This is a genomic window from Cupriavidus sp. F041 (genome assembly GCF_057814235.1).
Genome location: NZ_JBVASY010000002.1, coordinates 3,858,762 through 3,884,475, shown reverse-complemented (window position 1 = coordinate 3,884,475; position 25,714 = coordinate 3,858,762). Strand labels below are relative to the sequence as shown.

The window sequence follows — 25,714 nt, the reverse complement described above, 5'->3', positions numbered from 1 at the left end:
ATGGCACTCGTCAAGACCAAGCCGACGTCCCCGGGCCGTCGCTCCATGGTGAAGGTGGTTAACGCCAACCTGCACAAGGGCGCGCCCCACGCTCCGCTGCTGGAAAAGCAATTCCAGAAGTCGGGCCGTAACAACAACGGTCATATCACCACCCGCCACAAGGGCGGTGGTCATAAGCACCACTATCGCGTGGTCGACTTCAAGCGCAACGACAAGGACGGCATTCCCGCCAAGGTCGAGCGCCTGGAATACGATCCGAACCGCAGCGCCAATATCGCGCTGGTGCTGTTCGCCGACGGCGAGCGCCGCTACATCATCGCCACCAAGGGCATGGTAGTTGGCCAGTCGCTGATGAACGGCTCGGAAGCTGCGATCAAGTCGGGTAACAACCTGCCGATCCGCAACATTCCGGTTGGTACCACCATCCACTGCGTGGAAATGCTGCCGGGCAAGGGCGCCCAGATCGCTCGCGCCGCAGGCGGTTCTGCCGTGCTGCTGGCTCGTGAAGGCATCTACGCCCAGGTTCGCCTGCGCTCCGGTGAAGTGCGTCGTGTTCACATCGAATGCCGCGCCACCATCGGTGAAGTCGGTAACGAAGAGCACAGCCTGCGCGTCATCGGCAAGGCCGGTGCAAATCGTTGGCGCGGTATCCGCCCGACGGTTCGCGGCGTTGTGATGAACCCGGTGGACCACCCGCACGGTGGTGGTGAAGGCAAGACCGCTGCTGGTCGTGACCCCGTTTCGCCGTGGGGTACCCCGGCCAAGGGTTACCGTACCCGCAGCAACAAGCGCACTGCCAGCATGATCGTGCAGCGCCGCCACAAGCGTTAATCGGTAGGTAGGAGCCTAGACATGACACGTTCCGCAAAAAAGGGTCCGTTCTGTGACGCCCACCTGCTGAAAAAGGTGGAAGCAGCTGCAGGCGGCAAGGACAAGAAGCCCATCAAGACTTGGTCGCGTCGCTCGACCATTCTGCCGGACTTCATCGGCCTGACGATCGCCGTACACAACGGCCGTCAACACGTGCCGGTGTATGTTTCGGAAAACATGGTTGGCCACAAGCTCGGTGAATTTGCGCTCACGCGTACGTTCAAGGGCCACGCGGCTGACAAGAAAGCGAAGAGGTAAGGTGCCATCATGGAAGTGAAAGCGATTCATCGCGGTGCCCGCATCTCCGCCCAGAAAACGCGCCTGGTCGCTGACCAGATCCGCGGTCTGCCGATCGAGCGCGCGCTCAACGTTCTGACGTTCAGCCCGAAAAAGGCTGCCGTCATCGTGAAGAAGGTGGTCGAATCGGCCATCGCCAACGCCGAGCACAACGAAGGCGCCGACATCGACGAACTGAAGGTCAAGACCATCTTCGTCGACAAGGCAACCTCGCTCAAGCGTTTCACGGCACGAGCAAAGGGCCGCGGCAACCGCATCGAGAAACAAACTTGTCACATCACTGTGACGCTCGGCAACTAAGGAGTCACGATGGGACAGAAGATTCATCCGACTGGCTTCCGTCTGGCCGTCAGCCGTAACTGGGCTTCGCGTTGGTACGCCAACAACACGAAGTTCGCCGGCATGCTGAAGGAAGACATCGAAGTTCGCGAGTTTCTGAAGAAGAAGCTCAAGAACGCTTCGGTAGGCCGCGTCGTGATCGAGCGCCCCGCCCGCAATGCACGTCTCACCATTTATAGCTCGCGTCCGGGCGTGGTGATCGGCAAGAAGGGTGAGGACATCGAACTGCTCAAGGCCGAGCTGCAACGCCGCATGGGTGTGCCCGTGCACGTGAACATCGAGGAAATCCGCAAGCCGGAAACCGATGCGCAGCTGATCGCCGACTCGATTACCCAGCAGCTCGAGCGCCGTATCATGTTCCGCCGCGCCATGAAGCGCGCGATGCAGAACGCGATGCGCCTCGGTGCCCAGGGCATCAAGATCATGAGCGCCGGTCGTCTGAACGGCATCGAAATCGCTCGTACCGAGTGGTATCGCGAAGGCCGTGTGCCCCTGCACACCCTGCGCGCTGACATCGACTACGGCTTCTCCGAAGCAGAAACCACCTACGGCATCATCGGTGTCAAGGTGTGGGTCTACAAGGGTGATCACCTCGGCCGCAACGATGCGCCGGTGGTGGAAGAGCCGCAAGACGAGCGTCGTCGTCGCCCGGGCGGTCGTCCTGATGGTCGTCGCCGTGAAGGCGAAGGCGGCCGTCCGGGTGGCAACCGCCGCGGTGGCGCGGGTGCCGGTGCAGGTCGCCGCGCTCCTGGCGCAGATGCGAAGAGTGGAGAATAACGATGCTGCAACCTAAGCGCAGAAAATACCGCAAGGAGCAGAAAGGCCGCAACACGGGTAAGGCTACCCGTGGCAACGCCGTGTCTTTCGGCGAATTCGGCCTGAAGGCAATGGGCCGTGGTCGTCTGACGGCTCGTCAGATCGAGTCGGCACGTCGTGCGATGACCCGTCACATCAAGCGTGGCGGCCGCATCTGGATCCGGATTTTCCCGGACAAGCCGATCTCGAAGAAGCCCGCCGAAGTCCGTATGGGTAACGGTAAGGGTAATCCGGAATACTACGTGGCAGAAATCCAGCCGGGCAAGATGCTGTACGAAATGGATGGCGTGACGGAAGAGCTGGCTCGTGAGGCGTTCCGCCTCGCGGCCGCCAAGCTGCCGATCGCCACCAATTTCGTGGTGCGCCAGGTCGGGACGTAAGGAGAGCAGGGATGAAAGCATCCGAACTTCGCGGCAAAGATGCCGCCGGGCTGAACCAGGAGCTCTCCGAGCTGCTGAAGGCCCAATTTAGCCTGCGCATGCAAAAGGCCACCCAACAGCTGCAGAACACCAGCCAGCTGAAGAAGGTGCGCAAGGACATCGCGCGGGTGCAAACCGTGCTGAACGAAAAGGCGACCACGAAATGACTGAAACTGCACAAACGGAATCGTCGCTTCGCCGCACTTTGGTCGGCCGGGTAGTTAGCGACAAGATGGACAAGACCGTCACGGTCCTGATCGAAAACCGCGTCAAGCATCCTCTGTACGGCAAGTACGTGCTGCGTTCCAAGAAGTACCACGCACACGACGAAGCCAACCAGTACAAGGAAGGCGACAAGGTCGAGATCCAGGAAACGCGTCCGCTGTCGCGGACCAAGTCCTGGGTGGTTTCCCGTCTGGTCGAAGCTGCGCGCGTCATCTAAAAAACCACACGGTTTTAGGTTGGCTTGCGAGTCCAGGGTTATGTGCTATAATCCTGGACTTCCGCTTTGTTGCATTCGCCTTAGTTGTACCACCCCGGCGAGTCGATGAAGCGAACCTGGCCGAGCGGCTCCTGATTAACCATGTTCAGGCCGCCTGGTAACTACCGACTTCAAAGTTGATCAACCCAAACGGTTGCTGGCGCAAAGCCAGGGGCTGACGGGACCAAGACTGACCGGCGGGCGTTGCCCGGTGGATTAAGTTGGGAAGATAACACCATGATTCAGACAGAAAGCCGGCTCGAAGTAGCCGATAACACTGGTGCGCGCGAAGTGCTGTGCATCAAAGTGCTGGGTGGGTCCAAGCGCCGCTATGCGAGCGTGGGCGACATCATCAAGGTGACCGTCAAGGACGCAGCGCCGCGCGGTCGCGTGAAGAAGGGCGATATTTACAATGCCGTCGTCGTGCGTACCGCCAAGGGCGTGCGTCGCGCTGATGGTTCGCTCGTCAAGTTCGACAGCAATGCCGCTGTCTTGCTGAACACCAAGCTCGAGCCGATCGGCACCCGTATTTTCGGGCCGGTGACTCGTGAACTCCGTACCGAGCGCTTCATGAAAATCGTGTCGCTCGCGCCGGAAGTGCTGTAAGGAGCCGCCATGAACAAGATTCGTAAAGGCGACGAAGTCATCGTCCTGACCGGCAAAGACAAGGGCAAGCGCGGCACCGTGCAAGCCATGCTCGGCGACAAGGTCGTGGTGGAAGGCGTCAACGTTGCCAAGAAGCACGCACGTCCGAACCCGATGCTGGGCACCACTGGTGGCGTCATCGACAAAGTCATGCCGTTGCATATTTCTAACGTTGCGCTCGTGGATGCCAATGGCAAGCCGTCGCGCGTCGGTATCAAGGTGGAAGACGGCAAGCGCGTGCGCGTGCTGAAGACCACCGGTGCCGTCGTGGCAGCTTGATTCTGGGCACGAAGAGGAGTTGAGCATGACAGCACGTCTGCAAGAGTTTTACAAAGAACAGGTTGTTCCGAAGCTGATCGAGCAGTTCGGCTTCAAGTCGGTCATGGAAGTGCCGCGCATCACCAAGATCACCCTGAACATGGGCCTTGGCGAAGCCATCAATGACAAGAAGGTCATTGAGCTGGCCGTGGGCGACCTGACCAAGATCGCCGGTCAAAAGCCGGTGGTGACCAAGGCCAAGAAGGCAATCGCCGGCTTCAAGATCCGCCAGGGCTATCCCATCGGCGCGATGGTGACGCTGCGCGGCGAACGCATGTTCGAATTCCTGGATCGTCTCGTGACCGTGGCCCTGCCGCGCGTGCGTGACTTCCGTGGTGTTTCGGGCCGCTCGTTCGATGGTCGTGGCAACTACAACATCGGTGTGAAAGAGCAGATCATTTTCCCCGAAATTGAGTACGACAAGATCGACGCACTGCGTGGTCTGAACATCAGCATCACGACGACGGCGAAGAATGACGAGGAAGCCAAGGCACTCCTCGCAGCATTCAAGTTCCCGTTCCGTAATTAAGGGGTAACCGTGGCTAAATTGGCTCTGATTGAACGTGAGAAGAAGCGCGCTAGGCTCGTGGCAAAGTATGCCGACAAGCGCGCGACCCTCAAGGCCATTATCGACGACCAAGAGAAGTCGGAAGAAGAGCGTTATAGCGCGCGTCTCGAGCTGCAGCAGCTCCCGCGCAACGCGAACCCGACCCGCCAGCGTAACCGCTGCGCGATCACCGGTCGTCCCCGCGGTACCTTCCGCAAGTTTGGCCTGGCGCGTAATAAGATCCGTGAAATCGCCTTCCGTGGCGAAATCCCGGGTCTGACGAAAGCCAGCTGGTAATTACGCACAGGCTACAGGAGAAACAGTATGAGCATGAGCGATCCTATCGCCGATATGCTGACGCGCATCCGCAACGCCCAAGGCGTGCAGAAAGTGTCGGTTGTCATGCCGTCGTCGAAGCTGAAAGTGGCAATCGCCAAGGTCCTTAAGGACGAAGGCTACATCGACGACTACGCCGTGAAAGAAGAAGGCGGCAAGGCACAACTGAGCATCGGTCTGAAGTACTACGCTGGCCGTCCGGTCATCGAACGCATTGAACGCGTCTCGAAGCCTGGTCTGCGCGTGTACAAGGGCCGCAGCGACATCCCCCAAGTGATGAACGGCCTCGGCGTCGCAATCATCTCGACCCCCCAGGGTCTGATGACCGATCGCAAGGCACGTGCCACCGGCGTGGGCGGCGAAGTTCTTTGCTACGTCGCGTAAGGAGTAGACCATGTCCCGTGTAGGTAAGGCTCCCATCGCGCTGCCCAAAGGCGCAGAAGTCAATGTGGCGGCTGGCGTGCTCTCCGTTAAGGGCCCGCTCGGCACGCTGACGCAGCCGATTCACAGCCTGGTCAAGGTCAATGTCGAAAACGACACGCTGACCTTCGCTCCGGTCGATGAATCGCGCGAAGCAAACGCACTGCAGGGCACCATGCGCGCCCTGGTGGCCAATATGGTCAAGGGTGTAACCGCCGGTTTCGAGCGCAAGCTTAACCTGGTCGGCGTGGGCTATCGTGCCCAGCTGCAAGGTACTGCGCTGAAGCTCCAGCTTGGTTTCTCGCACGACGTGATCCATGCGATGCCGGAAGGCGTGACGGCGACAACGCCCACGCAGACCGAGATCATCATCAAGGGTGCGGACAAGCAGAAAGTCGGTCAGGTGGCTGCGGAAGTCCGCGCGTACCGTCCGCCTGAGCCCTATAAGGGCAAGGGCGTTCGCTACTCGGACGAGCGCGTCATCCTGAAGGAAACCAAGAAGAAGTAAGGGGTGCAATCATGAACAAGAAAGACGCTCGTTTGCGCCGTGCACGTCAGACCCGCGCCAAAATCGCGGAGTTGAAGATCAACCGTCTGACCGTGTTCCGTACGAATTCGCATATTTACGCCCAGGTCTACTCGCCGTGCGGCACGCAAGTGCTGGCATCGGCTTCGACCGCCGAGGCAGAAGTGCGCAAGGAACTGACCGGCAGCGGTGCTACCGCAGCCGCCGCGACCCTGATTGGCAAGCGCATCGCCGAAAAGGCGAAGGCGGCTGGCGTGGAAACCGTTGCGTTCGATCGCGGCGGCTTCCGCTTCCATGGTCGCGTGAAGGCACTGGCTGACGCAGCACGCGAAGCCGGCCTTAAGTTCTAAGCGCACATAGAGAGATACGTCATGGCAAAAATGCAAGCAAAAGTCCAGCAGGACGAACGCGACGACGGCCTCCGCGAGAAGATGATCTCGGTCAACCGTGTCACCAAGGTGGTGAAGGGTGGCCGGATTCTCGGTTTCGCTGCGCTGACCGTGGTTGGTGACGGCGATGGCCGCATCGGCATGGGCAAGGGCAAGGCTAAGGAAGTGCCGGTTGCAGTTCAGAAGGCAATGGACGAAGCCCGTCGCAAGATGGTCAAGGTCTCGCTGAAGAACGGCACGCTGCAACACGAAGTCGTTGGCAAGCACGGCGCCGCCAAGGTGCTGATGATGCCCGCCAAGGAAGGTACCGGCGTGATCGCTGGTGGCCCGATGCGCGCGATTTTCGAGGTGATGGGCGTGACCAACGTCGTTACCAAGTCGCACGGCTCGACCAATCCGTACAACATGGTTCGCGCCACGCTGGACGGTCTTCAAAAGATGAGCACGCCGGGCGAGATCGCCGCAAAGCGTGGCAAGTCTGTTGAAGACATCCTCGGTTAAGGAGTCGGACGAAATGTCGCAACAAACCGTAAAAGTGCAACTCGTGCGTAGCCTGATCGGCACGCGTGAGGATCATCGCGCCACCGTCCGTGGCCTGGGCCTGCGCCGCATCAATTCGGTGTCGGAGCTGCAGGACACGCCCGCCGTGCGCGGCATGATCAACAAGGTCTCGTACCTGGTCAAGGTTCTGGCCTGAGTCCCGGGACACGGAGAGCAAGATGCAACTCAACAACCTGAAACCGGCTGACGGTTCGAAGCACGCCAAGCGTCGCGTCGGCCGCGGTATCGGCTCCGGCCTGGGCAAGACTGCCGGCCGTGGTCACAAGGGTCAGAAGTCGCGTTCGGGCGGCTTCCACAAGGTCGGCTTCGAAGGCGGTCAAATGCCGCTGTATCGTCGTCTGCCGAAGCGTGGCTTCACGTCGCTGACGAAGGTCTTCAACGCCGAAGTGACCCTGCGTGATATCGAGCGCCTGGAAGCTACCGAGGTGGACCTGCTGGTTCTGAAGCAAGCTGGCCTGGTGGCTGAGCTGGTCAAGAGCGCCAAGGTCATCAAGGCTGGTGAGCTGACCCGCAAGGTTACGATCAAGGGTCTGGGCGCCACCGCTGGTGCCAAGGCTGCGATCGAAGCCGCCGGCGGTCAGATCGCGGCGTAATTTAGCAGCAGATTTCGCAGCATAGGCGAGTCACAGTCGGAGCATCGTTTGGCCACGGCGAAACCCAATGCAAGCACGCAAGCCAAGAACACGGCGAAGTACGGCGACCTAAAGCGCCGGCTGATGTTCCTGGTGCTGGCCTTGATCGTCTACCGCATCGGAGCGCATATTCCGGTGCCGGGAATCGATCCTGAACAGCTTGCGAAGCTTTTCCAGAGTCAGTCAGGTGGCATCCTCGGGATGTTCAACCTGTTCTCGGGCGGTGCGCTGTCGCGCTTTACCGTCTTCGCGCTCGGCATCATGCCGTACATCTCGGCGTCGATCATCATGCAATTGCTGACGATCGTGCTGCCGCAGCTGGAGTCGTTGAAGAAGGAAGGGCAGGCGGGTCAACGCAAGATCACGCAGTACACGCGCTACGGCACGGTGGTCCTGGCCACCTTCCAGGCGCTGTCGATCGCAGTCGCGCTGGAATCTCAGCCGGGGCTGGTGATCGATCCGGGCCTGATGTTCCGGGCTACGGCGGTGATCACGCTGGTGACCGGTACGATGTTCCTGATGTGGCTGGGTGAGCAGATCACCGAGCGGGGTCTGGGCAACGGTATCTCGATCATCATCTTCGGCGGTATCGCAGCGGGCTTGCCCAACGCGATCGGCGGGCTCTTCGAACTGGTTCGCACCGGTTCCATGAGCATCATTGCATCGATCCTGATCGTTGCAATCATCGCCGGTGTTACCTTCGCCGTGGTGTTTGTCGAGCGTGGCCAGCGCAAGATCCTGGTGAACTATGCCAAGCGTCAGGTCGGCAACAAGGTGTATGGCGGCCAGTCGTCGCACCTGCCGCTGAAGCTGAACATGGCAGGGGTGATTCCGCCGATCTTCGCATCGTCGATCATCCTGTTCCCGGCGACCATCGCGGGCTGGTTCACGTCTGACTCGACGAGCGCTGCCGGCCGGTTCATCAAGGACCTGGCTGCGACGCTTTCGCCGGGACAGCCGGTCTACATCCTGCTGTACGCTGCTGCAATTATATTTTTCTGCTTCTTCTATACGGCACTGGTGTACAACAGCCGGGAAGTGGCGGACAACCTGAAGAAAAGCGGTGCCTTCATTCCGGGCATTCGTCCGGGCGAGCAGACGACGCGCTACATCGACAAGATTCTTGTCCGTCTGACGCTGGCTGGTGCGATCTACATCACACTGGTCTGCCTGTTGCCGGAATTCCTGGTACTGCGCTGGAACGTTCCGTTCTATTTTGGCGGAACCTCATTGCTGATCATCGTGGTCGTCACGATGGACTTCATGGCCCAGGTCCAGTCCTATGTCATGTCGCAGCAATATGAGTCCCTGCTGAAGAAAGCGAATTTCAAGGGTAATCTGACCTTGCGCTGAAGCCGGGTCGGTACAGGCTAGGTATGGCAAAAGACGACGTCATCCAGATGCAGGGGGAGGTCCTGGAAAACCTCCCTAACGCGACGTTCCGCGTCAAACTGGAAAATGGCCATGTAGTGCTGGGCCATATCTCCGGCAAGATGCGAATGAACTACATCCGGATTCTTCCGGGTGATCGGGTGACGGTTGAACTGACTCCATATGATCTGTCACGCGCGCGCATCGTCTTTCGGACGAAGTGAAGCGAACAGGAATTGAAGGAAGAGGAAAATCATGAAAGTGCTGGCTTCTGTTAAGCGCATTTGCCGCAACTGCAAAGTTATCAAGCGCAACGGTGTCGTGCGCGTGATCTGCTCGTCGGATCCCCGCCACAAGCAACGCCAAGGCTAATCGTAAAGAGGATTGACGAATGGCACGTATCGCAGGGGTTAACATCCCGAACCACAAGCATACCGAGATCGGCCTGACGGCTATTTACGGTATCGGCCGCTCGCGCGCCCGCAAGATTTGCGTGGCCACCGGCGTTCCCTTTGACAAGAAGGTCAAGGACCTGACCGACGGCGACCTGGAAAAGCTTCGTGACGAAGTAGCCAAGGCCACGGTTGAGGGTGACCTGCGTCGTGAAACCACGATGAACATCAAGCGTCTCATGGACCTTGGTTGCTATCGTGGCGTCCGTCACCGCAGGGGTCTCCCGATGCGCGGTCAGCGCACCCGCACCAACGCCCGTACCCGCAAGGGTCCGCGTAAGGCCGGCGTGGCTCTGAAGAAGTAAAGCCGAAGGCAGAGGAAGAAACTAATGGCAAAAGGTCCGAATAACGCCGCCCAGCGCGCGCGTAAGAAGGTCAAGAAGAACGTTGCCGACGGCATTGCGCACGTCCACGCTTCGTTCAACAACACCATCATCACGATCACCGACCGTCAGGGCAATGCTCTGGCGTGGGCAACCTCGGGTGGCCAGGGCTTCAAGGGTTCGCGTAAGTCGACTCCCTTCGCAGCTCAGGTCGCCGCCGAGAATGCCGGCCGCGTGGCGCAAGACCAGGGTATCAAGAACCTGGACGTGCGCATCAAGGGCCCCGGCCCTGGCCGTGAATCGGCTGTGCGCGCCCTGAACGCGCTCGGCATCAAGATCTCGATCATTGAAGACGTGACGCCGGTGCCGCACAACGGCTGCCGTCCGCCGAAGCGCCGTCGGATCTAAGTGCCGATGTGATACCCAGTCTGCAAGCGGGGTCTTCCCTGTGCGCAGTCTGGTGTGGTACCATCGCACGTTGACCTGCTGCATCTGTTTGCAGCAGGTTTTCGTGTTGCGTTTGTGGGATTGACGTTATTGTCGGTCGCCTGGCGCACTAGTTAGTCATGCTTTTGCGCGTGCCCGATTGGGAGCGCGCTGGATAAGCCCACCGTCTGCCACTCATGCGCTCAATCATCCGGGGCGGAGAAGGCGGACTCGCGGCGCGTCGAACAAGGCGCCGCGATCGATCAGGAAGGAAGATAAAGTGGCACGTTATATCGGCCCGAAGGCCAAACTATCCCGCCGTGAAGGTACTGACCTGTTCCTGAAGAGCGCACGCCGCTCGCTTGCAGACAAGTGCAAGCTGGACAGCAAGCCGGGTCAGCACGGCCGCACCTCGGGTGCACGCACCTCCGACTATGGCAACCAGCTGCGTGAAAAGCAGAAGGTCAAGCGTATCTATGGCGTACTCGAGCGCCAGTTCCGCCGCTACTTCGCTGAAGCCGACCGCCGCAAGGGCAACACCGGCGAAAAGCTGCTGCAACTGCTGGAGTCGCGCCTGGACAACGTCGTGTACCGCATGGGCTTCGGCTCGACCCGCGCTGAAGCGCGCCAGCTGGTGTCGCACAAGGCGATCCTGCTGAACGGTCAAGCCCTGAACGTGCCGTCGGCGCAAGTCAAGGCTGGTGACGTCATCAGCATCCGCGAGCAGTCGAAGAAACAAGTCCGTATCGCCGAAGCGCTGTCGCTGGCTGAGCAATCGGGTTTCCCGGCATGGGTTGCCGTGGACGCGAAGAAGTTCGAAGGCACATTCAAGCAAGTGCCGGATCGCGCCGATATCTCGGGTGACATCAACGAAAGCCTGATCGTCGAATTGTATTCGCGTTAATCACACGAATTCTGACCGACACCATCGAACGGCCAGGGGCTTGCGTTTCCCGCCAAGCTTCACTTTCAGCCCGACGCGCTGCCGCGCGTCGGGCTTATTGCCCATCGTGCGATGGGATTTTCAGGTTCCATACGTCAGCCTTATCGGTGTAACGAGCCGAGGGTATTGAAAAGGACAACCTAATGCAAACAGCACTACTCAAGCCTAAAATTATTGCCGTGGAGCCGCTCGGCGACCATCACGCCAAGGTCGTGATGGAGCCGTTCGAGCGTGGCTATGGCCATACGCTCGGTAACGCCCTGCGTCGCGTGCTGCTGTCGTCGATGGTCGGTTATGCCCCGACCGAAGTCACGATCGCTGGGGTGGTCCACGAGTACTCCACCATCGATGGCGTTCAGGAAGACGTAGTCAACCTGCTGCTCAATCTGAAGGGTGTGGTCTTCAAGCTGCACAACCGCGACGAAGTCACGGTGTCGCTGCGCAAGGAAGGCGAAGGCGTTGTGACCGCGGCCGATATCGAGCTGCCGCACGACGTCGAGATCATCAACCCCGGCCACGTGATCGCTCACCTGTCGGCCGGCGGCAAGCTGGACATGCAGATCAAGGTCGAACAAGGCCGTGGTTATGTCCCGGGCAACGTGCGCAAGTTTGGCGACGAAGCGGGCAAGGTCATCGGCCGCATCGTGCTGGACGCTTCGTTCTCGCCGGTGCGCCGCGTTTCGTACGCAGTCGAATCGGCTCGTGTGGAACAGCGCACCGATCTCGACAAACTGGTGATGAACATCGAAACCGACGGCGTGATCTCGCCCGAGGAAGCGATTCGTCAATCGGCGCGCATCCTGGTTGACCAGTTGTCGGTGTTCGCAGCGCTGGAAGGTACCGAGTCGTCGGCGGAAGCCGCTTCGAGCCGTACGCCGCAGATCGATCCGATCCTGCTGCGCCCGGTGGACGACCTGGAGCTGACGGTGCGTTCGGCCAACTGCCTGAAGGCCGAAAACATCTACTACATCGGCGACCTGATCCAGCGTACCGAGAACGAGCTGCTGAAGACCCCGAACCTGGGTCGCAAGTCGCTCAATGAAATCAAGGAAGTGCTGGCTTCGCGTGGCCTGACCCTCGGCATGAAGCTCGAGAACTGGCCGCCCGCAGGGCTGGAGAAGTAATTTGCCTGGCGCGGCGGCGGGCTGGTCCCGTTGCCGCGCCGGTAATCCCGGCGACCGGCATGTGCCGGCCGCTCCAATAGACTACCGGCCCGCGCCGAACCGGGGAGCATCCCGGCCGAGCGATAGAAGAGCTGGTCAAACATTGCAATAAAGGAATCATCATGCGTCACCGTCATGGTTTGCGGAAACTGAACCGCACCTCGTCGCACCGTCTCGCGATGCTGCGCAACATGTCCAACTCGCTGTTCCAGCACGAGCTGATCAAGACCACCCTGCCCAAGGCCAAGGAACTGCGCAAGGTCGTCGAGCCCCTCATCACACTGGCCAAGAAGGACACCGTTGCCAACCGCCGCCTGGCTTTCGCCCGTCTGCGCGACCGCGACATGGTTACCAAGCTGTTCAACGAACTGGGCCCGCGTTACAACGCACGCCCGGGTGGTTACACCCGTATCCTGAAGTTCGGTTTCCGTCAGGGCGACAACGCACCGATGGCGCTGGTCGAACTGGTGGATCGTCCGGAAATCACCGAAGCGCCGGCTGAAGAAGCAGGCGAATAACGTCGATATCGTCCCGGCCGCCTGCGACTACTGGTCGCGGCGACCCACACGGACACCGCTTACAATCGAGCCAGGCTGCATGCCTGGCTCTTTTGTTTTCCGGGCCAGGTTTATGAGGAAAGCGCGATGAGCGAGACGCTATTGGTAATGACGGTGCTGCCCGATGCCGAATCCGCCGCACGTATGACCCGCGCAGTGCTGGAATCCAGGCTGGCAGCTTGCGTGAACCGGCTGGCGCCATGTGAGTCCGAGTACTGGTGGCGTGGCGAGATCGAAACCACCCAGGAATGGCCGCTGCTGATCAAGACTACGCAGGATCGCTATACGGCGCTTGAAGCTGCGATTCGCCTGGCGCATCCCTATGAGGTGCCGGAGATCGTGGCATTGCCGGTTGTGGCCGGCTTTGCGCCTTACCTGGCCTGGGTGGCGCAAGAGACGCGGACGCCAGACGCTGACGATGACAGCGCGTAAGCACACGCAAGGATGACCGTCCTTCGGCGGCTAACGGGTGCTGCGGCGGAAACCTGCGCCGCGAGGCGTTCGAGGTACGGATACGACGAATGACAATTCAAGGATGGGGCATGGGTTTCGGAGTGATGTCGGGCGCTTTGGGCTGCGGGTCGGCAGCGGGGGCAGTGCGGCATAGTGCCGCAGCGCGGCTCCTGATCTTGCTGCTCGCAGCATTGTGGCTGTGCCTCGGCGGCGCCGCGCACGCGGCCGACGACGATTTCCTGCCGCCGGACCAGGCCTTCCGTTTCGCGGCGCGCCAGGTCGACGCGCAGACCATCGAAGTGCGCTTCGATGTAGCCGACGGCTACTACCTCTACCGCGAGCGCTTTGCCTTCGCCGCGCAGCCGGCCTCCGTCAAGCTTGGCGCTCCGGTATTCCCGCCGGGCAAGGTCAAGTTCGACGAGACTTTCGGCAAGGAGATGGAAACCTACCATGGTGGCGTGACTATCCGCGTACCGGTGGCGTCCGCGCCGGCGGACGGCAAATGGTCGCTGGTGGTGACTTCCCAGGGCTGTGCCGACAAGGGCCTGTGCTATCCCCCGATGGAGAGCGTTTTCAAGGCCGGCGGCGGTGTGCTCGACGGGCTGTTCGGCAAGCGGGCGCCGGCGGATTCCAGCACCATCGGCAGTGGCCCGGCCGCCGAAAGCCGCGACGCGGCCGGGGCGGCGGCATCTGCCGGCCCCTCCCCTGCCCAACTGGCTGGGCCTGCCGACGAGAACGACCGCATTGCCGGCGCGCTGGCCAGTCGCAACCTCGGCGTGATCGCGGCGCTGTTCTTTGGCCTCGGTTTGCTCCTGACCTTTACGCCGTGCGTGCTGCCCATGGTGCCAATCCTGTCATCGATCGTGGTGGGTGAGCACGTCACGCGCGGCCGCGCTTTGCTGGTGTCGCTGTCGTATGTGCTAGGCATGGCGGTGGTTTACACCGCCGTTGGCGTGGCGGCCGGCCTGCTTGGCGAGGGCTTGTCCGCCGCGCTGCAGTCGCCATGGGTGCTGACGGCTTTCGCGCTGCTGATGGTGGCCTTGTCCCTCTCAATGTTCGGCCTTTATGAGCTGCAGCTGCCGCAACACTGGCAAACGCGGCTGACCGCTTCGTCCAACCGCCGCCAGGGCGGGCAACTGGCCGGCGCCGCGGCCATGGGCGCGATCTCGGCGCTGATCGTCGGGCCGTGCGTGACGGCGCCGCTGGCCGGCGCGCTGGCCTATATCGCACGCACTGGCGATGCCGTAACCGGTGGCGGCGCGCTGTTCGCGATGGCGCTCGGCATGGGCGTGCCGCTGGTGCTGGTGGGCGTGGGCGCGGGCAACCTGCTGCCGCGTGCCGGACGGTGGATGGAAATGACCAAGCGCTTCTTCGGCTTCCTGCTGCTGGGCGTGGCGCTGTGGATGGTCAGCCCGGTGCTGCCGGCATGGGCGCTGATGGCAGGCTGGGCCGCGCTGCTGCTGGTGGGCGCGGTTTTCCTGAGCGCCTTCGAGTCACTTGGCCCCGAGGCGCATGGCCTGGCCAGGGTGGGCAAGGGCCTGGGCCTGCTTGCCGCGCTGGCGGGAGCCATCTTGCTGGTGGGGCTCGCGTCCGGTGGCCGGGATCCCTTGCAACCGCTGGCGCATCTTGGTGCAGGTCGCACCGCGCCAGACGCGGCGGCCAGCGACTCGACCACAGTGCGCTTTGAGCGGGTCCGCTCGATAGCCGAACTCGATGCTCGCGTGGCGCAGGCCGCCGCCGCGGGCAAGCCCGTGCTGCTCGACTTCTATGCGGACTGGTGCGTGAGCTGCAAGGAGATGGAGCGCTTTACGTTCAACGACGAACGAGTGCGGGCCCGGCTTGCCGGGGTGGTGATGCTGCAGGCGGACGTCACCCGGAACAACGCCGACGATCGGGCACTGCTCAAGCGCTTCGGCCTGTTCGGCCCGCCGGGCATCATCCTGTTCGGTCCTGACGGGCGCGAGCGGCCGGTTCGCGCAATCGGCTACCAACCCGCCGCCCGTTTCCTTGACACGCTCGCGCGCGCCCTGGACGCCAAAGCTAGCACCTGACCCCCCCAGCTTACGCAGGCGTCGGCTAGCTTCTCTCCAGCTGGCGTCCCAGCCCCCACACCGCGGCCAGCACTACCACCACCGCCCCCATCAGCCCGAGCGACCACCAGAAGCCCTGCGGCTCGCGCAGCCACGGCATGCGCTCGAAGTTCATGCCGAAGATGCCGGTGATCAGCGTGAGTGGCATGAACAGCGCGGTGATCAGCGTCAGGGTACGCATGGTGCGGTTGGTGCGATGCGCCACCGATGAAAAATGAATCTGCACCGCGGACTCGATCGAGTCCTCCAGCCGGCGCGCGTGCGCGAGCACGCGCGAGATGTGTTCCATCACGTCGTTGATGCGCACCAGCAAGGCATCGTCGCGGCCTGCCGCGTTTGCGGTCCCTTCGCTCTGCACGCTGTAGCTGTTGTCGAGCAGGCTGTCGCGGAATTCCTGCAGCGCATCGTGCTGTTCCTCGCACAGGTGCTCCAGGCGCCGCAGTTCGATGCGGGCATCGAGCAAGCCTTCCCAGCTGGAGAAGCTGCGCCGGGCGTTTAGCAGCGCGCGTTGCCAACGGTCCAGCTGGCGCGTCAGGGGCGCGCGCAGGTCAAGGTAGCGGTCGACCATCGCGTTGAGCAGGCGCAGCATCAGGTCTTCCGGGCGCGTCGGCGGGCGGATGCCATGTACCAGCGCGGCGGCGTGCCCGTTGGGCCGGGTCTTTGAGGCCGACTGCGGCCGTGGCGCCTGGCATAGCTCAAGCAGGCGCTGGCGTACTTGGTCGAGTGTGCGAGACTGCGCAGGCCGGACCGTCAGCAGCACATTGTCGAAGACAAAGAAAGTGACCGGCTGGGTATCGATTTTGGCCAGTGCAGGCAGAAAGCCTGGTGGGTAGCGGCGCGGTTTGGCCAGAGCCTGTGTTTTTGAAGCGGGCCGCTGGCTGGTTGTCGCGGTAGCCGAAGCCATAGCAGAAACCGTAGCGGAAGCCGTGGAGGCACCCGGGATCGTTGGCATATCCGGTGCGGTGGCTGCCGCGGTTGCCACAGTTGCTGTCGCTCCGGACGCCGCCGCCGTTTCGCCGCCGGCCTCTGCAATCAGCCGGCTCGTTTCGAAGGTGAGCTTGCGGAAGATCACCATGTCGTAGGCATGCGTCGTATCGAAATACGAAGGATGCGACGGGTTGGTGGCATCGATCAGGTGCAGATCCAGCACCGGGGCGCCGGTCAGGGCCTGGACGCTGTCGCGCCAGGCCGTCGGCGCGGCGCTGACTTCCTCGATCGGCGTATCGACCCAGACGAAGCGGGCCGCCGCATTGCCCGCGAGAAACTCGCGCGCCTCGTCGAGCGAGGCGAGCGGATGGACCTGGCTGGCGGAAAAACCTAACAGCTGCATCCGGGCCGGTTCAGCGCGTGAGCAGGCGAGCAGCGTCGCGCGCGAAGTAGGTCAGGATGCCGTCAGCGCCGGCGCGGCGGAAGGCCAGCAGCGACTCCATCATGACCTTGTCGTGATCCAGCCAGCCATTCTGGGCCGCCGCCTTGAGCATCGCGTATTCGCCGCTGACCTGATAGGCGTAGGTGGGGAAACGGAACTCATCCTTCACTCGCCGCACGATATCCAGGTAAGGCATGCCGGGCTTGACCATCACCATGTCGGCGCCTTCCATGATGTCTTGCGCCACTTCGCGCAAGGCCTCGTCAGTATTGGCCGGGTCCATCTGGTAGGTCATCTTGTTGCCCTTGCCCAGGTTGGCCGCCGATCCTACCGCATCCCGGAACGGGCCATAGAAGGCCGACGCGTACTTGGCCGAGTAGGCCATGATGCGCGTATGGATATGGCCGCCGTCCTCCAGCGCGGCGCGCACCGCGCCGATGCGCCCGTCCATCATGTCCGACGGCGCCACGATATCCACCCCGGCCGCGGCCTGCGTCAGCGCCTGCTTGACCAGGATCTCCACGGTAACGTCGTTGATCACATAGCCGTCGGCGTCCAGCACGCCGTCCTGGCCGTGGCTGGTGTAGGGGTCCAGCGCCACATCGGTCAGCACGCCGAGCTCGGGGAAGCGGTCTTTCAGCGCGCGCACGGCACGCGGGATCAGGCCGTCGGCATTGGTGGCCTCGATACCGTCGGGCGTCTTCAGCGCCGGATCGATCACCGGGAACAGCGCGATGACCGGGATGCCCAGCTTGACGCAATCCTCCGCTACCGGCAGCAGCAGGTCGACCGAGAGCCGCTCCACGCCGGGCATGGACGCCACGCTTTCACGCTGGTTGTGGCCGTCGACGATAAATACCGGGTAGATCAGGTTGTCCGGCGACAGGCGGTGTTCGCGCATCAGCCTGCGCGAGAAATCATCGCGGCGCATGCGGCGCGGACGGTATTCGGGGAAAGAGGACATGGCTTGAGGGAGAGAATCTGAGGGAGTGCGGAAGTTTGCCGGGTTGCTGGCGCGCGATGTGGCTGGCGAGTAATCCAGCAGACCGCTCCGAAAGAAAAACTAAACTTTTGATCGCGCCCGCTATCATACTCGCGGACACTCTGCATTGCGCTTGCGTGATGCAGCGTCCCCCGCTACTCCTCCCTGAGCGGGTACCCACCCTCAACCGGTGGGAAAGTTCGCCCCCGTTGCTTGCAACGGGGTTTTTTTTGCCTGTTCGATTCGTGGGGATGCGCGGGTTCGCTATCGCGCCGCACCCGCAGGGGCGGGTACGGCCAGCGGGGCTGGAAGGTCAGTTCGCGGCCGCGTCGGGCGGTGTGTCTTGCACAATCGCTGGCTGGTCGGGCTTTGCCTTTTCCTGCGGCGCGGCGGCGGACTCGCTGCCCGGCACCACGGGCGGCTGTGCTTCCGGCAGCGCCAGCCAGCCTGCCACCACGCGCTGGGCTTCCTCGATGCCGCGGCGCTTCAGGCTGGAGAACAATTGCGCGGTCAGGGCCACGGGCGTGTCGAGCTGTTCGGCGTAACCGGCCAGGATCTTGCGGGTTTCGCGCAGGGCCAGGGCGTTTTCGCTGTTGGTCAGTTTGTCGGCCTTGGTCAGCAACACGTGAATGGGCCGGCCCGTGGGCAGGAACCATTCAACCATCTGGCAATCCAGGTCGGTGAAGGGCCGGCGCGCGTCCATCATCAGCACTAGGCCAGCCAGCTGCGAACGGGTCTGTACATAATCGCTCAGCAGCGTCTGCCAATGGTACTTGGCCGATCCCGACACCTGCGCATAGCCATAGCCGGGCAGGTCGACCAGGAAGGCCAGCGGATCCGGCGCCTTGACCGGTGCGACCCCGAAGAAATTGATGTGCTGGGTGCGGCCCGGCGTGCGCGACGAGAAGGCTAGCCGCTTCTGGTTGCACAGGATGTTGATGGCGGTGGATTTGCCGGCGTTGGAGCGCCCGGCGAAGGCCACTTCCGGCACCGCCGTGGCAGGCAGGTCGCGCAGGTGGTTGACGGTAACGAAGAAGCGGGCCTGGTGTAGGAGGGACATGCGCGTGGGCGATGGGGCGGGTGGGGGCGGGGCGCCGCCTTGCATTTGGCGGGTCCGCCGGCGTCACCACGCCGATGTGAGTGAGGTGGGCGGCACATGCTGCCGCCTGGATGGCCGGGGCTGGCGTCTGGCCGCGTCGCGGCGCGCACATCCTCTATCCGGCACACGATTTATTGTACAATAACGCGGTTAACGGCCTCCCGATTAGGTGACGCGCGGCATCCTTGGCCTTGCGTTTATCTGAGCAGGAAGCTCTGCGTGTCCGTTCCATCGTGGTAGCAAGCCTGTCGGTCTGGCCTGTTGCAGCGCCTGCCTGGCGCAGCGGCAATAGGGCCAGCCGGGGGTCTGGGCCTGCTACCGGGATATTCGCACGGTCTGCCGCTCTCGTTCGCATGGGGGCGGTGCCGCCATTCGGCTCTCGCCTAGGCGTTTTTTTGCTTCAGCGGGGCTGGCGGTCCGTCGTGGTGAATTTCCGATGTCAAAGTACCAGCCCATGCGCGTCCTCACCGCGGGCAAGGTGCTGAACGGCGTGCCCCATGGATTTCAAAACAATTCAGACAAGGTGTGCGAATGAACCGCATTGCGAAACTTCTGGCTGTCGTGGCGCTGGCTCTGCCGGCCACTGCCATGACCGGTCTGGCATCTGCCGCAGAGCAGGCCGCCGCAAAGGCTGATCCGGCCAAAGGCGAAACCCTCTACACGCAAGGTGCTCCCGATCGCAATGTTCCGGCTTGCCTGAGCTGCCACGGCGCCAACGGCAACAGCGGCGGCGCCGCCAATCCGAAGCTGGCCGCCCAGCATCCCGAGTACGTGCACAAGCAGCTCGACGACTTCAAGGCCAAGGCCCGCAGCAACGCCATCATGTCGCCCTACGCGGCAGCCTTGTCCGAGCAGGAAATGAAGGACGTCGGCGCCTACCTGGCCAAGCAGAGCCTGAAGCCTGCCACCGCCAAGAGCAAGGACACCATCGAAGCCGGCCAGAAGATCTACCGTGGTGGCATCGCCGCCAAGGGCGTGCCCGCTTGCGCGGCCTGCCACGGCCCCACCGCCGCCGGCATCCCGGCCCAGTATCCGCGCATCGGCGGACAATGGTCCGAATACACCGAGGCGCAACTGGTCGCGTTCCGCCAGGGCACCCGCAAGAACAATCCCGTGATGACCACCATTGCCGCCAAGATGTCGGATGCCGAGATCAAGGCAGTGGCCGACTACGTCGCAGGGATTCGCTAAGTCGTTCAGCGCCGGGTAGCCGGAGCGCCCACGCGGGCCTCGCCGTTGCGAGGTGGACCGCAGGGGTGCAACCAGGCAGCGCGGCAACAATCGAAGAGGGTGGCCTGCGCAAGCATGTCCACCCTTTTTCATTTCAAGGCCGAGGGCCCCACTGCACATGTCGACCGCTTCCACGTCAGGACTGCACCTGAAGACTTCTCACCGCTTGCTGCGCGACGCGGTGGAACTGCTGTCCTCGATGCGTTTCGCCATCGCGTTGCTGACGGTCATCGCGATCGCCAGCGTGATCGGCACGGTACTCAAGCAGAACGAGCCTTATCCCAACTACGTCAACCAGTTCGGCCCCTTCTGGGCCGACCTGTTCCACACGCTGTCGCTGCAGAAGGTTTACAGCTCCTGGTGGTTCCTGCTGATCCTGGCTTTCCTGGTGGTCTCCACTTCGCTGTGCCTGACGCGCAACGCGCCCAAGATGATCAAGGACATGCGTTCGTGGAAGGACCACGTACGCGAGCGCAGCCTGCGCGCCTTCCATCACCGCACCGAGTTCGATGCAGGGCGCCCGCGCGCCGATGCGGTGACGCGGCTCACTGCGCTGCTGGCCAATCGCGGTTATCGCATCAAGACCGTGCCCCATGAAGGCGCCACCTTGCTGGCGGCCAAGGCGGGCGCGGTCAACAAGCTGGGCTACATCCTGGCGCACACCGCCATCGTGGTGATCTGCATCGGGGGCCTGCTCGACGGCGACATGCTGATCCGAGCCCAGATGTGGTTTGGCGGCAAGAGTCCGATTACCGGGAATGCCGTGATCAGCGACATTCCGCCGCAGCATCGCTTGTCGGTCAACAACCCCGGTTTTCGCGGCAATGCCTTCGTGCCCGAAGGCGCGACCGTCTCCACTGCCATCCTGAATATCTCGGACGGTGCGCTGGTGCAGGACCTGCCGTTCAATATCAAGCTGAAGAAATTTACCGTCGAGCATTACTCGACCGGCATGCCCAAGCTGTTCGCCTCCGATGTGGTCATCACCGACCGCACCACTGGCCGCAAGACAGAAGCCACGGTCAAGGTCAATGAACCGCTGGTGGTGGACGGCATCGCCATCTATCAGTCGAGTTTCGAGGATGGCGGCTCCAAGCTGAAGTTCGTCGGCTACCCGATGCAGGGCGGCAATGACAAGACCTTCACCTTCGCCGGTACGGTGGGCGCCAACTCGCCGCTGACCGGCACGGGCAGCGCCGCTGACGCCGAGGGACTGACGGTCGAGTTCAGCGATTTCCGCCTGATGAATATCGAGAACGTCACCGACGCGTCGGGCAAGCCCGATGCCCGCGGCGTGGCGCGCAAATCGCTCAACGAGAAGCTGGAATCCCACCTGGGCTCGGCGGTCAATCCTGATCGCGCGAAGGAACTGCGCAACGTGGGTCCGTCGGTGCAGTACAAGCTGCGCGACCGCAATGGCCAGGCGCGCGAGTTCAACAACTACATGGTGCCCGTGCAGCTCGATGGGCAGTCGGTCTTCCTTGCCGGCATGCGCGATTCTCCCAGCGAGCCGTTCCGTTACCTGCGCATCCCCGCCGACGAGCAGAACAGCGTAGCCGACTGGATGCGCCTGCGCGCCGCGCTGCAGGACCGCGCGCTGCGGGCCGAAGCCGCACGCCGCTTTGCCCTGGCCTCGATGCCGGGCGAGGATCGCGAGGTGTTGCGCGGCCAGCTTGCCGAGAGCGCCCTGCGCGCGCTTGATCTCTTCGCTGGCGCCGCACGAAGCAATCCGCAAGCGCCGCCTGGCGGCTTCACTGCAATCGCCGCCTTCCTGGAAAAGTCCGTGCCGCAGGCCGAGCAGCAGAAGGCCGCCGACGTGCTGCTGAAGATCCTCAACGGCTCGATGTGGGAACTCTGGCAGCTGGCGCGCGCGCAGGATAAGTTGCCGGTGGTGCCGAATAGTGCCCAGAGCGGCGCTTTCTTGCAGCAGGCCATCAATGCGCTATCAGACAGTTTCTTCTACACCGCGCCGGTCTTCCTGCAGCTCGACGACTTCACCGAGGTGAAGGCCAGCGTGTTCCAGATGACCCGTGCGCCAGGGAAGAACATCGTGTATCTTGGCTGTCTGCTGCTGGTGCTGGGCGTGTTCTCGATGTTCTACATCCGCGAGCGCCGCGTCTGGCTGTGGGTCCGGGACCCTGCCGGCGGATCGGCCGGAAGCGAGGGCGGCGGTGCTGCCAGCCATGTGTTGATGGCCATGTCCACGCAGCGGCGTACACTGGATTTCGAGAAGGAATTTGTCGCTCTGCGCGACGATGTAGGCCGAGCCGCCGGCAATCTCGACGCGGCCGGCAAGGGCGCGCCGGACCCGGCCACGCATTGAACGCGGCCGGCAATTATGCAGGAATCAATATGTCCTCGAATGTGAATCAGGCCAGGCCGCCCATGCAGGCGAGCCCGGCTCCCGCCGGAGGTGCCGGTGGTGCGGAGCAGGCCTACCTGGAGCCGCCGTTCCTTCGCCGGCTGGGCTGGGTCGACTGGGTCTTTGCCTTGCTGCTGGCAGCGGGCGCGGGCTTCGCGCTGGCACGCTACGGCGAGTGGATGAACGTCTACGACAAAGGCGTGCTGATCGCAGCGGTGCCCACCTTTGCGTTGCTGGGATGGCACTGGAAGCCGGTGCGGTTGCTGATGGTGCTGCTGGCGGTGCTGTCGCTGTTCGCGATCCAGCTCTACCAGGGCCAGCTGCCGCGCGCCGAGCAGGCATTCTTCCTCAAATACTTCCTGTCGAGCCAGTCGGCCATCCTGTGGATGAGCGCGCTGGTGTTCCTGTCCACCCTGTTCTATTGGGGCGGCCTGCTGGCGCGCTCGGAGACCGGGCTGCAGATCGGCAGCAAGATGGCGTGGGCCGCAGTGGTGCTGGGCTTCACCGGCATGCTGGTGCGCTGGTACGAGTCCTACCTGATCGGCGCCGACATCGGCCACATTCCTATCTCGAACCTGTACGAAGTATTTGTACTGTTCACGCTGATCACTTCTTTGTTCTACCTCTACTACGAAGGCCGCTACCAGACCCGCGCGCTTGGGCCGTTCGTGATGCTGGTGGTGTCGGCGGCGGTCGGTTTCCTGCTGTGGTACACGGTCAGCCGCGATGCGAGCGAGATCCAGCCGCTGGTCCCAGCCTTGCAGAGCTGGTGGATGAAGATCCATGTGCCGGCCAATTTTATCGGCTACGGCACCTTCGCCCTGGCCGCGATGGTCTCGGTGGCTTACCTGCTCAAGGAGCGTGGCATCCTGGCCGAGCGCCTGCCCTCGCTCGAAGTGCTCGACGATGTAATGTACAAGGCGATTGCGGTGGGCTTTGCCTTCTTCACCATCGCCACCATCCTGGGCGCGCTTTGGGCGGCGGAAGCGTGGGGCGGCTACTGGAGCTGGGACCCGAAGGAAACCTGGGCGCTGATTGTCTGGCTCAACTATGCGGCCTGGCTGCACATGCGCCTGATGAAGGGTTTGCGCGGCACCATGGCGGCCTGGTGGGCGTTGGTGGGTTTGCTGGTCACGACCTTCGCCTTCCTGGGCGTCAACATGTTCCTCTCGGGCCTGCATAGCTACGGCGAACTCTGATCCGGATGTTGCGCCGCAAAAAGAAAAACCTGCCCCGTCGGTCCGACGCGGCAGGTTTTTTTTTGTCCAGATGGAATAAAGCCGTCACATTCGGTGTTTACTGAAGGGACGGTGCCGGCTGGCGGCGCCGCATCGCATGGAGATCGACATCATGGCCCTTTCCCGTCCCTTCGCAGCCGCTTCCCTCGCATCGCTGTCCCGTCCCGCTGTTCTCGCGCTGGCGTCTGCCGCAGTGCTGCTGTCTGCCTGTTCTGGCATGGGCGGCATGGGTGGCAGCAGTGCGGGCAATATGCCGCCCACGGTGAAAGTCGCCGGCGGCGCGCTGACCGATCCCCAGGGCCTGACGCTCTACACCTTCGACCGTGACGCGGGTGGCAAGAGCGCTTGCAACGGTCCCTGCGCCACCAACTGGCCGCCCCTGATGGCAGCGCCCGGCACCAGCCCCACGGGGGACTACAGCGTCATCACTCGTGACGACGGCGCCAAGCAGTGGGCCTATCGCGGCAAGCCGCTCTATCGTTTCGCCAAGGATGCCAAACCGGGTGACCGCATGGGCGATAACTTCAACAACGTCTGGCACGTGGCCGCTCCCTGATCCGGGTGCGGGCAGCCTGACGGCATGGACGGCTTCGACCGCCAGCTGGTGGCGCTGGCGCCGCGCCTGCGGCGCCACGCCCGTGGCCTGACCGGGGATGCGGCATCGGCCGACGACCTGGTGCAGGACACGCTGGAACGCGCGCTGCGTTACCGCTGGCGCTTCCGGCTGCGCGCCGGCGCCTGGTGGGGCGACGGCGCGGATGGTCTGCTGTCCTGGCTGCTGACCATAATGCACCGGCTGCGCATCAATGCGTACCGGCGTGCCGATCTTGTGACCTTCACCGACACGCTTCCCGACGTACCCAGTGCTGCGCCGGAGCCCGGCTTGCGCCTGGACCTGGTACGGGCGCTGGCTCGCTTGCCCGAAGCCCAGCGCGCGGTCATGCTGCTGGTCGGCCTGGAGCAACTCACTTATGCCGAGGCGGCGCAGGTGCTGGAGGTGCCGGTGGGCACGGTGATGTCCCGCCTGGCACGCGCCCGCGAGCAGATGCGCCTGCTGATGGACGGAGCGTCCGAGGCGAACCCGCAGGCCTCCGGCCGGGCGGCCGGACTGCAGCGAGTCAAATGATGTCCCCAGTCAACGAAGCCGATCTCCACGCCTACGCCGATGGCCAGCTGGATCCCGCCCGCCGTGCCGAGGTGGAGGCGTACCTGGCCGCCCATCCCGATGCCGGAGAGCAGGTCGGTAGCTGGCGGCGGCAGGCAAGTGAACTGCATGCTGCGTTCGACGGCGTGCTCAATGAACCTGTGCCGCTGAATGCGCTTCCGCCACGGCTGCGCGGCGGCGCCGCTGATCGGGTGCGCGGCCCGGCGGGGTGGGGCATGGCACTGGCGGCCAGCATGGCTTCGCTGGCTCTGGGCGGCGCGATCGGCTGGTTCGCCCATGGGCGCACGGACACCCTGGCGGCGCGCGTCCCCTCGGTGGAGCGGTTCGCGCGCGAAGCGCTGGCCAGCCACGTGGTCTACGCACCTGAAGTGCGCCATCCGGTCGAGGTGGCCGCTACCGATGAAGCCCATCTGGTGGCCTGGCTATCAAAGCGGCTCGGCGCGCCCTTGCGGGTCCCCGATCTGCGTGCCCAGGGATTCCACCTGATTGGCGGGCGCCTGGGCGTCGCCGAGGGCGGGCCGTCGGCCATCCTGATGTATGAGACCGACGATGGAACCCGATTGTCGCTGCAGTTACGGCACATGGCACGGGATACGCCGGACACAGGCTTCCGGCTGGAGCGGATGAGCACGGGTCCGGGAGATCGTCCGGCCGCCGCCGCCGGCACCATGGCTTTCTATTGGGTGGACCGGGATATCGGCTTCGCGCTGGCCGGACCGCTTGAGAGGGCGCCGCTGCTGGCGCTGGCGCAGTCCGTCTACCGGCAATACCAAGGCGGCTGAGGCCGCCAGCCATGCTGTCCGGCCCGGCCGGGCCCCCTGCCTGATAAAGGCACCCCGGTGCAGGCGTGGCGCCCAGGCAAAAAAAGATGTCAGGATTCGCATGCGCCATCCGA

At 63.0% G+C, this 25,714-nt stretch carries 36 protein-coding genes; 33 read left to right on the top strand and 3 right to left on the bottom strand.

The window, feature by feature from the left end; all coding sequences use genetic code 11:
* The 27 genes from rplB (at window position 1) to dsbD (ending at window position 15,335) form a co-directional block, all read left to right on the top strand.
* The gene (rplB, locus tag ACZY0R_RS35310) at window positions 1-831 is read left to right on the top strand and encodes a 50S ribosomal protein L2 (RefSeq protein WP_035870766.1); all 831 of its coding nucleotides are present in this window, start codon (window positions 1-3) and stop codon (window positions 829-831) included.
* A gap of 21 nt (window positions 832-852) precedes the next feature.
* The gene (gene rpsS, locus ACZY0R_RS35305; protein WP_035870763.1) at window positions 853-1,128 is read left to right on the top strand and encodes a 30S ribosomal protein S19; all 276 of its coding nucleotides are present in this window, start codon (window positions 853-855) and stop codon (window positions 1,126-1,128) included.
* 9 nt (window positions 1,129-1,137) lie between these two features.
* Window positions 1,138-1,467, top strand: a complete 330-nt coding sequence (rplV, locus tag ACZY0R_RS35300) for a 50S ribosomal protein L22 (protein ID WP_006160469.1) — start codon at window positions 1,138-1,140, stop codon at window positions 1,465-1,467.
* A 9-nt stretch (window positions 1,468-1,476) separates the two neighbouring features.
* On the top strand, window positions 1,477-2,283 hold the full coding sequence (gene rpsC, locus ACZY0R_RS35295; protein ID WP_035870762.1) for a 30S ribosomal protein S3: 807 nt from the start codon (window positions 1,477-1,479) through the stop codon (window positions 2,281-2,283).
* Window positions 2,284-2,285: 2 nt separating this feature from the next.
* Window positions 2,286-2,702, top strand: a complete 417-nt coding sequence (rplP, locus tag ACZY0R_RS35290) for a 50S ribosomal protein L16 (RefSeq protein WP_006160465.1) — start codon at window positions 2,286-2,288, stop codon at window positions 2,700-2,702.
* Window positions 2,703-2,713: 11 nt separating this feature from the next.
* Window positions 2,714-2,908 carry a 50S ribosomal protein L29 gene (gene rpmC / locus ACZY0R_RS35285; protein WP_020203850.1) on the top strand — a complete coding sequence of 65 codons (195 nt, stop codon included), beginning with the start codon at window positions 2,714-2,716 and terminating at the stop codon, window positions 2,906-2,908.
* Window positions 2,905-3,183 (top strand): 30S ribosomal protein S17, encoded by a 279-nt coding sequence (gene rpsQ / locus ACZY0R_RS35280; protein WP_006160462.1) that lies wholly within the window; start codon window positions 2,905-2,907, stop codon window positions 3,181-3,183. Before rpmC ends, rpsQ begins: the two co-directional genes overlap by 4 nt.
* Window positions 3,184-3,459: 276 nt before the next feature.
* Window positions 3,460-3,828 (top strand): 50S ribosomal protein L14, encoded by a 369-nt coding sequence (gene rplN, locus ACZY0R_RS35275; protein ID WP_017225233.1) that lies wholly within the window; start codon window positions 3,460-3,462, stop codon window positions 3,826-3,828.
* Window positions 3,829-3,837: 9 nt separating this feature from the next.
* Complete coding sequence (gene rplX / locus ACZY0R_RS35270; RefSeq protein ID WP_035870755.1) at window positions 3,838-4,146, top strand: 50S ribosomal protein L24; 309 nt, start codon at window positions 3,838-3,840, stop codon at window positions 4,144-4,146.
* Window positions 4,147-4,171: 25 nt separating this feature from the next.
* A complete protein-coding gene (rplE, locus tag ACZY0R_RS35265; RefSeq protein WP_006160458.1) occupies window positions 4,172-4,714 on the top strand; it encodes a 50S ribosomal protein L5 in 543 nt (180 codons plus the stop codon).
* A gap of 9 nt (window positions 4,715-4,723) precedes the next feature.
* Entirely contained in the window at window positions 4,724-5,029 is a 306-nt protein-coding gene (gene rpsN, locus ACZY0R_RS35260; protein WP_006160456.1) for a 30S ribosomal protein S14, read from the top strand.
* A 27-nt stretch (window positions 5,030-5,056) separates the two neighbouring features.
* Window positions 5,057-5,452, top strand: coding sequence for a 30S ribosomal protein S8 (gene rpsH / locus ACZY0R_RS35255; protein WP_006160454.1), 396 nt, complete (start codon window positions 5,057-5,059; stop codon window positions 5,450-5,452).
* Between the two features lie 10 nt (window positions 5,453-5,462).
* Window positions 5,463-5,996, top strand: coding sequence for a 50S ribosomal protein L6 (rplF, locus tag ACZY0R_RS35250; RefSeq protein ID WP_035870753.1), 534 nt, complete (start codon window positions 5,463-5,465; stop codon window positions 5,994-5,996).
* 11 nt (window positions 5,997-6,007) lie between these two features.
* The gene (rplR, locus tag ACZY0R_RS35245) at window positions 6,008-6,364 is read left to right on the top strand and encodes a 50S ribosomal protein L18 (protein WP_043350338.1); all 357 of its coding nucleotides are present in this window, start codon (window positions 6,008-6,010) and stop codon (window positions 6,362-6,364) included.
* A gap of 21 nt (window positions 6,365-6,385) precedes the next feature.
* The gene (gene rpsE / locus ACZY0R_RS35240; protein WP_006160449.1) at window positions 6,386-6,904 is read left to right on the top strand and encodes a 30S ribosomal protein S5; all 519 of its coding nucleotides are present in this window, start codon (window positions 6,386-6,388) and stop codon (window positions 6,902-6,904) included.
* A gap of 13 nt (window positions 6,905-6,917) precedes the next feature.
* Entirely contained in the window at window positions 6,918-7,100 is a 183-nt protein-coding gene (gene rpmD / locus ACZY0R_RS35235; protein WP_006160440.1) for a 50S ribosomal protein L30, read from the top strand.
* A 22-nt stretch (window positions 7,101-7,122) separates the two neighbouring features.
* A complete protein-coding gene (gene rplO, locus ACZY0R_RS35230) occupies window positions 7,123-7,557 on the top strand; it encodes a 50S ribosomal protein L15 (protein ID WP_488865010.1) in 435 nt (144 codons plus the stop codon).
* 48 nt (window positions 7,558-7,605) lie between these two features.
* Entirely contained in the window at window positions 7,606-8,949 is a 1,344-nt protein-coding gene (gene secY / locus ACZY0R_RS35225) for a preprotein translocase subunit SecY (protein WP_006160437.1), read from the top strand.
* Window positions 8,950-8,972: 23 nt separating this feature from the next.
* Complete coding sequence (gene infA, locus ACZY0R_RS35220) at window positions 8,973-9,191, top strand: translation initiation factor IF-1 (RefSeq protein ID WP_006160436.1); 219 nt, start codon at window positions 8,973-8,975, stop codon at window positions 9,189-9,191.
* A 31-nt stretch (window positions 9,192-9,222) separates the two neighbouring features.
* Complete coding sequence (gene rpmJ / locus ACZY0R_RS35215) at window positions 9,223-9,339, top strand: 50S ribosomal protein L36 (protein WP_006160433.1); 117 nt, start codon at window positions 9,223-9,225, stop codon at window positions 9,337-9,339.
* Between the two features lie 19 nt (window positions 9,340-9,358).
* Window positions 9,359-9,724, top strand: a complete 366-nt coding sequence (rpsM, locus tag ACZY0R_RS35210) for a 30S ribosomal protein S13 (RefSeq protein WP_006160431.1) — start codon at window positions 9,359-9,361, stop codon at window positions 9,722-9,724.
* A 24-nt stretch (window positions 9,725-9,748) separates the two neighbouring features.
* Complete coding sequence (gene rpsK, locus ACZY0R_RS35205; RefSeq protein WP_006160430.1) at window positions 9,749-10,150, top strand: 30S ribosomal protein S11; 402 nt, start codon at window positions 9,749-9,751, stop codon at window positions 10,148-10,150.
* Window positions 10,151-10,448: 298 nt separating this feature from the next.
* Window positions 10,449-11,072 (top strand): 30S ribosomal protein S4, encoded by a 624-nt coding sequence (gene rpsD / locus ACZY0R_RS35200; RefSeq protein ID WP_035870746.1) that lies wholly within the window; start codon window positions 10,449-10,451, stop codon window positions 11,070-11,072.
* A gap of 182 nt (window positions 11,073-11,254) precedes the next feature.
* A complete protein-coding gene (locus tag ACZY0R_RS35195) occupies window positions 11,255-12,235 on the top strand; it encodes a DNA-directed RNA polymerase subunit alpha (protein ID WP_006160428.1) in 981 nt (326 codons plus the stop codon).
* Window positions 12,236-12,396: 161 nt separating this feature from the next.
* Window positions 12,397-12,792 carry a 50S ribosomal protein L17 gene (rplQ, locus tag ACZY0R_RS35190; protein WP_006160427.1) on the top strand — a complete coding sequence of 132 codons (396 nt, stop codon included), beginning with the start codon at window positions 12,397-12,399 and terminating at the stop codon, window positions 12,790-12,792.
* 126 nt (window positions 12,793-12,918) lie between these two features.
* A complete protein-coding gene (gene cutA, locus ACZY0R_RS35185; RefSeq protein WP_035870744.1) occupies window positions 12,919-13,263 on the top strand; it encodes a divalent-cation tolerance protein CutA in 345 nt (114 codons plus the stop codon).
* Between the two features lie 125 nt (window positions 13,264-13,388).
* Window positions 13,389-15,335, top strand: coding sequence for a protein-disulfide reductase DsbD (dsbD, locus tag ACZY0R_RS35180; RefSeq protein WP_488866363.1), 1,947 nt, complete (start codon window positions 13,389-13,391; stop codon window positions 15,333-15,335).
* 25 nt (window positions 15,336-15,360) lie between these two features.
* Here dsbD and ACZY0R_RS35175 read toward each other — a convergent pair whose 3' ends face one another.
* From ACZY0R_RS35175 to yihA, 3 genes are all read right to left on the bottom strand, one after another.
* Window positions 15,361-16,704 carry a magnesium transporter CorA family protein gene (locus ACZY0R_RS35175; RefSeq protein ID WP_488865004.1) on the bottom strand — a complete coding sequence of 448 codons (1,344 nt, stop codon included), beginning with the start codon at window positions 16,702-16,704 and terminating at the stop codon, window positions 15,361-15,363.
* Window positions 16,705-16,714: 10 nt separating this feature from the next.
* Entirely contained in the window at window positions 16,715-17,707 is a 993-nt protein-coding gene (gene hemB / locus ACZY0R_RS35170) for a porphobilinogen synthase (RefSeq protein ID WP_488865002.1), read from the bottom strand.
* 331 nt (window positions 17,708-18,038) lie between these two features.
* Complete coding sequence (gene yihA, locus ACZY0R_RS35165; protein WP_045238773.1) at window positions 18,039-18,785, bottom strand: ribosome biogenesis GTP-binding protein YihA/YsxC; 747 nt, start codon at window positions 18,783-18,785, stop codon at window positions 18,039-18,041.
* Window positions 18,786-19,355: 570 nt separating this feature from the next.
* Between yihA and ACZY0R_RS35160 the strand changes: the two genes are divergently transcribed.
* The 6 genes from ACZY0R_RS35160 to ACZY0R_RS35135 all read left to right on the top strand — a co-directional run bounded on the left by ACZY0R_RS35160 (window position 19,356) and on the right by ACZY0R_RS35135 (window position 25,601).
* Window positions 19,356-20,015: a c-type cytochrome gene (locus tag ACZY0R_RS35160; protein ID WP_045238774.1), complete on the top strand. Its 660-nt coding sequence runs from the start codon at window positions 19,356-19,358 to the stop codon at window positions 20,013-20,015.
* A 157-nt stretch (window positions 20,016-20,172) separates the two neighbouring features.
* Complete coding sequence (locus ACZY0R_RS35155; RefSeq protein WP_488865000.1) at window positions 20,173-22,377, top strand: cytochrome c biogenesis protein ResB; 2,205 nt, start codon at window positions 20,173-20,175, stop codon at window positions 22,375-22,377.
* Window positions 22,378-22,406: 29 nt separating this feature from the next.
* Window positions 22,407-23,615 carry a c-type cytochrome biogenesis protein CcsB gene (ccsB, locus tag ACZY0R_RS35150; protein ID WP_045238776.1) on the top strand — a complete coding sequence of 403 codons (1,209 nt, stop codon included), beginning with the start codon at window positions 22,407-22,409 and terminating at the stop codon, window positions 23,613-23,615.
* 151 nt (window positions 23,616-23,766) lie between these two features.
* Complete coding sequence (locus ACZY0R_RS35145) at window positions 23,767-24,210, top strand: COG4315 family predicted lipoprotein (RefSeq protein WP_035870803.1); 444 nt, start codon at window positions 23,767-23,769, stop codon at window positions 24,208-24,210.
* 24 nt (window positions 24,211-24,234) lie between these two features.
* Window positions 24,235-24,780, top strand: coding sequence for an RNA polymerase sigma factor (locus tag ACZY0R_RS35140; RefSeq protein WP_488864999.1), 546 nt, complete (start codon window positions 24,235-24,237; stop codon window positions 24,778-24,780).
* On the top strand, window positions 24,777-25,601 hold the full coding sequence (locus tag ACZY0R_RS35135) for an anti-sigma factor family protein (protein ID WP_488864997.1): 825 nt from the start codon (window positions 24,777-24,779) through the stop codon (window positions 25,599-25,601). The genes ACZY0R_RS35140 and ACZY0R_RS35135 overlap by 4 nt, the downstream gene beginning before the upstream one ends.
* The last annotated feature ends 113 nt before the right edge of the window (window positions 25,602-25,714 follow it).

Excerpts from the sequence above, each read along its gene's own strand:
- rplB (WP_035870766.1), top strand. The coding sequence starts at position 1 with ATGGCACTCGTCAAGACCAAGCCGACGTCCCCGGGCCGTCGCTCCATG.
- rpsS (WP_035870763.1), top strand. The coding sequence starts at position 853 with ATGACACGTTCCGCAAAAAAGGGTCCGTTCTGTGACGCCCACCTGCTG.
- rplV (WP_006160469.1), top strand. The coding sequence starts at position 1,138 with ATGGAAGTGAAAGCGATTCATCGCGGTGCCCGCATCTCCGCCCAGAAA.
- rpsC (WP_035870762.1), top strand. The coding sequence starts at position 1,477 with ATGGGACAGAAGATTCATCCGACTGGCTTCCGTCTGGCCGTCAGCCGT.
- rplP (WP_006160465.1), top strand. The coding sequence starts at position 2,286 with ATGCTGCAACCTAAGCGCAGAAAATACCGCAAGGAGCAGAAAGGCCGC.
- rpmC (WP_020203850.1), top strand. The coding sequence starts at position 2,714 with ATGAAAGCATCCGAACTTCGCGGCAAAGATGCCGCCGGGCTGAACCAG.
- rpsQ (WP_006160462.1), top strand. The coding sequence starts at position 2,905 with ATGACTGAAACTGCACAAACGGAATCGTCGCTTCGCCGCACTTTGGTC.
- rplN (WP_017225233.1), top strand. The coding sequence starts at position 3,460 with ATGATTCAGACAGAAAGCCGGCTCGAAGTAGCCGATAACACTGGTGCG.
- rplX (WP_035870755.1), top strand. The coding sequence starts at position 3,838 with ATGAACAAGATTCGTAAAGGCGACGAAGTCATCGTCCTGACCGGCAAA.
- rplE (WP_006160458.1), top strand. The coding sequence starts at position 4,172 with ATGACAGCACGTCTGCAAGAGTTTTACAAAGAACAGGTTGTTCCGAAG.
- rpsH (WP_006160454.1), top strand. The coding sequence starts at position 5,057 with ATGAGCATGAGCGATCCTATCGCCGATATGCTGACGCGCATCCGCAAC.
- rplF (WP_035870753.1), top strand. The coding sequence starts at position 5,463 with ATGTCCCGTGTAGGTAAGGCTCCCATCGCGCTGCCCAAAGGCGCAGAA.
- rplR (WP_043350338.1), top strand. The coding sequence starts at position 6,008 with ATGAACAAGAAAGACGCTCGTTTGCGCCGTGCACGTCAGACCCGCGCC.
- rpsE (WP_006160449.1), top strand. The coding sequence starts at position 6,386 with ATGGCAAAAATGCAAGCAAAAGTCCAGCAGGACGAACGCGACGACGGC.
- rpmD (WP_006160440.1), top strand. The coding sequence starts at position 6,918 with ATGTCGCAACAAACCGTAAAAGTGCAACTCGTGCGTAGCCTGATCGGC.
- rplO (WP_488865010.1), top strand. The coding sequence starts at position 7,123 with ATGCAACTCAACAACCTGAAACCGGCTGACGGTTCGAAGCACGCCAAG.
- infA (WP_006160436.1), top strand. The coding sequence starts at position 8,973 with ATGGCAAAAGACGACGTCATCCAGATGCAGGGGGAGGTCCTGGAAAAC.
- rpmJ (WP_006160433.1), top strand. The coding sequence starts at position 9,223 with ATGAAAGTGCTGGCTTCTGTTAAGCGCATTTGCCGCAACTGCAAAGTT.
- rpsM (WP_006160431.1), top strand. The coding sequence starts at position 9,359 with ATGGCACGTATCGCAGGGGTTAACATCCCGAACCACAAGCATACCGAG.
- rpsK (WP_006160430.1), top strand. The coding sequence starts at position 9,749 with ATGGCAAAAGGTCCGAATAACGCCGCCCAGCGCGCGCGTAAGAAGGTC.
- ACZY0R_RS35195 (WP_006160428.1), top strand. The coding sequence starts at position 11,255 with ATGCAAACAGCACTACTCAAGCCTAAAATTATTGCCGTGGAGCCGCTC.
- rplQ (WP_006160427.1), top strand. The coding sequence starts at position 12,397 with ATGCGTCACCGTCATGGTTTGCGGAAACTGAACCGCACCTCGTCGCAC.
- cutA (WP_035870744.1), top strand. The coding sequence starts at position 12,919 with ATGAGCGAGACGCTATTGGTAATGACGGTGCTGCCCGATGCCGAATCC.
- dsbD (WP_488866363.1), top strand. The coding sequence starts at position 13,389 with ATGTCGGGCGCTTTGGGCTGCGGGTCGGCAGCGGGGGCAGTGCGGCAT.
- ACZY0R_RS35175 (WP_488865004.1), bottom strand. The coding sequence starts at position 16,704 with ATGCAGCTGTTAGGTTTTTCCGCCAGCCAGGTCCATCCGCTCGCCTCG.
- hemB (WP_488865002.1), bottom strand. The coding sequence starts at position 17,707 with ATGTCCTCTTTCCCCGAATACCGTCCGCGCCGCATGCGCCGCGATGAT.
- yihA (WP_045238773.1), bottom strand. The coding sequence starts at position 18,785 with ATGTCCCTCCTACACCAGGCCCGCTTCTTCGTTACCGTCAACCACCTG.
- ACZY0R_RS35160 (WP_045238774.1), top strand. The coding sequence starts at position 19,356 with ATGAACCGCATTGCGAAACTTCTGGCTGTCGTGGCGCTGGCTCTGCCG.
- ACZY0R_RS35155 (WP_488865000.1), top strand. The coding sequence starts at position 20,173 with ATGTCGACCGCTTCCACGTCAGGACTGCACCTGAAGACTTCTCACCGC.
- ccsB (WP_045238776.1), top strand. The coding sequence starts at position 22,407 with ATGTCCTCGAATGTGAATCAGGCCAGGCCGCCCATGCAGGCGAGCCCG.
- ACZY0R_RS35145 (WP_035870803.1), top strand. The coding sequence starts at position 23,767 with ATGGCCCTTTCCCGTCCCTTCGCAGCCGCTTCCCTCGCATCGCTGTCC.
- ACZY0R_RS35140 (WP_488864999.1), top strand. The coding sequence starts at position 24,235 with ATGGACGGCTTCGACCGCCAGCTGGTGGCGCTGGCGCCGCGCCTGCGG.
- ACZY0R_RS35135 (WP_488864997.1), top strand. The coding sequence starts at position 24,777 with ATGATGTCCCCAGTCAACGAAGCCGATCTCCACGCCTACGCCGATGGC.